Below are 4,536 nucleotides of genomic sequence, written 5' to 3'. Positions count from 1 at the left end.
CTACCAAGCCTCCCATGACCGGATCGGAGCCGGCCAATTGCTGCCCACCCAGAACGGGATCAAAGTTTTCCGCCATCCCTGACCTCAAGTTAACCTCCCAACCACCTGCTGCTGCATAAGGGTCTTTTGAGTTTGCAAATCTACTACCGTTACCCGCAAAGTTCGCCCAGCATCGACGGCAAAGGTGACCTGCAAACGATCCACTCCTACCTGCCCTGGGGGCTTGAGAGGAATGGAAAGCTGCTTGTGGCTCCCAAGGGGACGAAAGCTAGAAGCTGCGCTGCTGTTGCGAATCTGCATCCGACCGTCGGGACCGTAAACAACCTCGGTTGCCCCTTCCTCGGCCATCTCACCAACCACCAGGTTGATGTGGCTTTGTCCATTGGCGTTGGCCTGCAAGGGAGGCAGTTCCACCGTGGCAGGATAGGCCGTGCCGCTCTTAAAGAGAGGGAAAAAGTCGGGCGCCTGCAAATAGGGATTCCAGAGCCGCAGGGCGTAGGTATGGCGGAGATGATCTTGAAGGCGGGCAAACTGGGTGAAGGCCAGAGCGCCGTGGGCCACTGCCTCAAACGGCTTGTGGTACTTAACCTTGTCGCGGCCAAAGAGGCTAATGACCTGATGCTGCACCCCTGGAATGAGGCTGGTGCCACCCACCAACACCACCTGGTGGATATCTCGTTTAGAGATCCCTTTGTTGTGGGCTTTCTCGATGACCTCATCGATGGCTTCTCTTAGCCGCGTCAGCAGGCCGCGCTCTTCCAACAGCTCCTGGAGTTGTTCGCGCTGAAGCATTAAAGTGTGGGTCTCAAAGGAGTCTTCATCCAGCCAGGCCTCGCTGGCCTGAGAATGGCTGGAGAGGCGGATCTTGAGCCGCTCGGCAACCTCGCACAGAACCTGGAAGCTGCTGGCCGGAACCTGCTGTCGCTTGCGGCCCAACTGCTCCAGCACCCATTCGGCAATCCAGATATCGATATCGACGCCGCCACAGCCATAGGCCCGGTCAGTTTTGGCAATGACCTCAGCTCGGTAAGCAGTGCCCTGCTTTGGCTTCAAGATTTTGACCAAAGAGAGGTCGAGAGTTCCGCCCCCCAAATCGACCACCAAAATCAGGGATCCCGGTTCCTGCACCCCGTAGCCCAAAGCAGCCGCGGTGGACTCGTCGAGGAACACAACCTGTTGGATCCCTAGGGAGCCAAACACCTCTTGCAGGTTGTGCAAATAGGCCTCGTAGGCTCCCACCGGCACGGTCAAGATCACCTTATCGGGCTGCCAGCCCTCCGCCTTGAGTTTGGCAAGAAGCTGCTGCAGAAAGATCCGCGTGGCCTCTTGGGCTGTGTAGGCCTGTCCATCCACATAGGTTGGGGCCGGCTGGAATTGTTGAGAGAGATCCCGCTTAAAGCCTTTGAATAGGCGCTTGGGATCCCGTTTGGCCTGGGCAGGTGCCCCAATCAAAAATTGCTGGTTTTGGCCGACAAAGAGAACCGAGGGAATTAGAGGCGGGCTGCCGTCGTAGCGGTGGGTGATCCCTGGTATGTCGATCACAATCGGCTTTCGATTTTGATAGGCACAGACCACCGTATTGGAAGTGCCAAAATCAATAGTCAACGTCGTCATGCTGCCAGGGAAGGTAGAGTGCGACTGACTTTGGCTCGAACCAAAATTTGATCCCTAAGTCGATAGCCCACAAAGCGAACGTAGACCGGCTCGCCCGCCTGGATATCCTCCTCATCTGCCTGGTGGCTTTCTGGGTCATAGGCCACCTGTTGCCACACCTGGCCAATGGTTTCCAACTGCCAGTCTTCCAACAAGTTGCCCAGACAGTTCAGCAAAGCCAAGACTTGCTGGGCAGGGTAATCCGGTCGCCTCTGCACAACCTGCTGCAGGGTGGGGTATTGCACCAAAAGAGGCTTGAGCTTTTCCACCAGTTCGGCGCGGATTTGATGACGCAATTGCCCTTCCTGCTGTTCTAGCTGTTTGTGCAGCCGCTGCACTTCCTGAGCCGTTTCTGCAGGCTCCAATGCTAGCTCGATTCCGCTGAAATCTTGAATAAGGCTCGGCAAGGACACTTGCAAAATGCTGGCCGCTCGATTGAGATCGGCTAACTTCAGCTTTTCGGCCTGGCCAGTTCTCAGGGCATTTAGGGCTCCTCGACTCAGTTTGGCCTTTTGTCGAAGCTCTCGCCAGGTTGAGATACCGGCAGCCTGCATGAGATTGCGCAGCAGGGTATCATGACTTTTCGTATCATGACTTTTCATTTCAGAGTTACGACTCCAAAATGGAATCCTAGCCAGAGTCCTTTGGATCCCTTTGGTTAAACCAGACAGGGGATCCAGAAAGGGGTTTGGGGCATTCATAAACGCTCTACCTGACGCTGGACATCTTGTTCTATGACTGGGGCCTGGTCATATTCAGGCAACAGCTCCCTTTTTTGAACTGTGCCCAATGCCCTTTCTATTTCCTCAGTTAGGTCAAGGCAGCCCTTGCCTTTGACATTAAGCACGCGCTCAATCACGTTGCCATCTTTGTCGATGATGTATTCAACCTGTTGATATTCCGCCATAACGCCTCCTCAAGCCCAGCGCCCCAACACAATCCTGATCTGCCCTTCCTCGTCCACAGATTCCGACTCTACGGTAAACCCCTTCTCCACTGCCGTTGCAAGGACGGCGTGATAAGCATACCTGCGCTGAATTTTGGGGATAAAGTCGGGAAAGACCTGGCGGTCATATTCAGAGATTATTGCCTCGTAGTGATCGCCCTTCCACTTAAAGCCAATATCGTTGCTAGCAGCACTTAAGTACTTTCTTCGGATAACAATGTCTGCCGTCTGAGGTCGCCTATCGCCTAGGTAGCCATATAGAGGAAGGTCGGATCCCTCTTCTATGTGAGAGTAGCCAACATCGTTTAGAGCCTTTATCAAAGCCTCTCGGTTCTTAAACTGAGTTTGGATGTACGTGAAGTGCGACATTCTCTCCTCCTAAAGTTAGAGTCTTTCTTGCTTCACCTCACCTGGCTATGGGTGCCCTCTGTTTTTTGACCGAGGAGCACTTGGGCCATCTCTATCTTCGCACTATCCCCTGCCAAAGCCCTTAGCTCAGCAAAGGCTGCTTCAAAGTCTCCTTACTTTTTAAAGCAGGCTTCATCCAAAAATCTCCAGAATCCCGCCACAGCAAGGCCACGCCTCTATCCTAAAGCAGCTCTCTTGGATTAAAAAGTGTTTGCTAGGATACAAACCTGCGTGGCCCTAGCCAAAGAAATTGATGGAGCCAACCAAGAGTGTTTAGTTCTCCCTGTTCTTCTCGGCTGGGAGATGCCGATTGGGATCCGACGTAGGAGGAGGAGGCAGTTGAGGGGTACTGGGGTAACCAAACCAGATGCTTGCCAAACCTTTGAACCAAAGGGAGAGCCAGATCCACTGCCACTGAAAATCAAGTTTTGCGCCTTCTAGGATGGCATTGTCTAGGTTGGATCCCTCCAAGTTGGCGTAGCTCAAATTGGCCTTCCTCAGATTGGCTTGGCTGAGGTTGGATCCTCCTAGATCCGCTCCAATGAGGCTGGCTCCACTTAGGTTTGCCCCGACCAGTTGCACCCCGTTGAGCTTGGCCCAATTCAAGTTAGCGCCGCTCAGGTCAACCCCACTCAAGTTTCTCTTGGAGGCTTGACCGTTGACGATCTCCCACACCAGACGCCACTTGGCCTCGATCTGGGTTGCAGGAGAAAGGATCACCCGCTGCAGACTGGCCAGCTCCAGATCTGCCCCCCTCAGGTCGGCGCCGCTGAGGTTGGCTCCGCCCAGATAGGCCCTACTCAGCTTGGCTCCACCGAGATCGGCGTGGGTTAGGTTGGCCCCGCCCAGCTTGGCCCTCTTTAGATTGGCTCCACCTAGGCTGGCCTCGCTCAGATCTGACCCAATCAAATAAGCCTGGCTTAGGTTAGCTCCACTGAGCCTTACCCCGCTGAGGTCTGCCCGGCTGAGGTTGGCCTTTCTCAAGTCCGCCCCTCTCAAGTCTGTTTGGCTCAGCTCCTGCGAATGGGCGCCAGCATGGAAAATCATGAACCACCAGCTACTCTCCGGACTGGCCTCTACAGAAATCACCGTCCATCTCAAGCTAGGCAAGTTCAGGTCTGTCTTGCCCAGTTTGGCTTCGCTGAGGTCGGCCCCGATGAGGCTGGCCCCCCTTAGATCCGCGCCGTTGAGTTTAGCCCGTCTCAGCTTGGCTCCGACGAGGTTGGCTTGCGTCAACTTGGCCCCCACAAGTTTGGCCTGGGCTAGTTCGGCCTTGATCAAGCTGCTTCCACTGAGGTTGGCACCGCTTAGGTCTGCCCCGCTGAGATCCGCTTGGTTTAAGTTGGCCCCCCTCAGATCCGCCTGGCTTAGATTGGCTTTGCTCAACTCTGCCCACTGTAGGTCTACGCCGCAGAGGTTGGCCCCGCTCAGGTCGGCTCCCACCAAGCTCACGCCAGGGAGCCTGATCCCGCTCAGATTTGCCCAGCTCAAGTTTGCCCCGCTCAAGTCCGCCTGAGCTAGGTTTTTTC

The 4,536-nt window shown here is 55.0% G+C and carries 5 protein-coding genes; all 5 read right to left on the bottom strand.

Annotated features, from left to right (window positions below):
• Positions 1–84 precede the first annotated feature (84 nt).
• Complete coding sequence (locus NW853_RS13565) at positions 85–1,614, bottom strand: Hsp70 family protein (RefSeq protein ID WP_414349289.1); 1,530 nt, start codon at positions 1,612–1,614, stop codon at positions 85–87.
• A complete protein-coding gene (locus NW853_RS13560) occupies positions 1,611–2,255 on the bottom strand; it encodes a helix-turn-helix domain-containing protein (RefSeq protein WP_414349287.1) in 645 nt (214 codons plus the stop codon). Before NW853_RS13560 ends, NW853_RS13565 begins: the two co-directional genes overlap by 4 nt.
• A 95-nt stretch (positions 2,256–2,350) precedes the next feature.
• Positions 2,351–2,560: a DUF2997 domain-containing protein gene (locus NW853_RS13555; protein WP_414349286.1), complete on the bottom strand. Its 210-nt coding sequence runs from the start codon at positions 2,558–2,560 to the stop codon at positions 2,351–2,353.
• Between the two features lie 9 nt (positions 2,561–2,569).
• Positions 2,570–2,968: a DUF1257 domain-containing protein gene (locus NW853_RS13550; protein ID WP_414349285.1), complete on the bottom strand. Its 399-nt coding sequence runs from the start codon at positions 2,966–2,968 to the stop codon at positions 2,570–2,572.
• A 312-nt stretch (positions 2,969–3,280) separates the two neighbouring features.
• Positions 3,281–4,536 (bottom strand): pentapeptide repeat-containing protein (locus NW853_RS13545; RefSeq protein WP_414349283.1); only part of this gene is annotated, 1,256 nt, incomplete at its 5' end.

It is taken from the genome of Synechococcus sp. H55.11, assembly GCF_047462475.1.
Lineage (GTDB): Bacteria > Cyanobacteriota > Cyanobacteriia > Thermostichales > Thermostichaceae > Thermostichus.
This window is presented reverse-complemented; position numbering and strand designations above follow the sequence as displayed.

Excerpts from the sequence above, each read along its gene's own strand:
- NW853_RS13555 (WP_414349286.1), bottom strand. The coding sequence starts at position 2,560 with ATGGCGGAATATCAACAGGTTGAATACATCATCGACAAAGATGGCAAC.
- NW853_RS13550 (WP_414349285.1), bottom strand. The coding sequence starts at position 2,968 with ATGTCGCACTTCACGTACATCCAAACTCAGTTTAAGAACCGAGAGGCT.
- NW853_RS13560 (WP_414349287.1), bottom strand. The coding sequence starts at position 2,255 with ATGAAAAGTCATGATACGAAAAGTCATGATACCCTGCTGCGCAATCTC.
- NW853_RS13565 (WP_414349289.1), bottom strand. The coding sequence starts at position 1,614 with ATGACGACGTTGACTATTGATTTTGGCACTTCCAATACGGTGGTCTGT.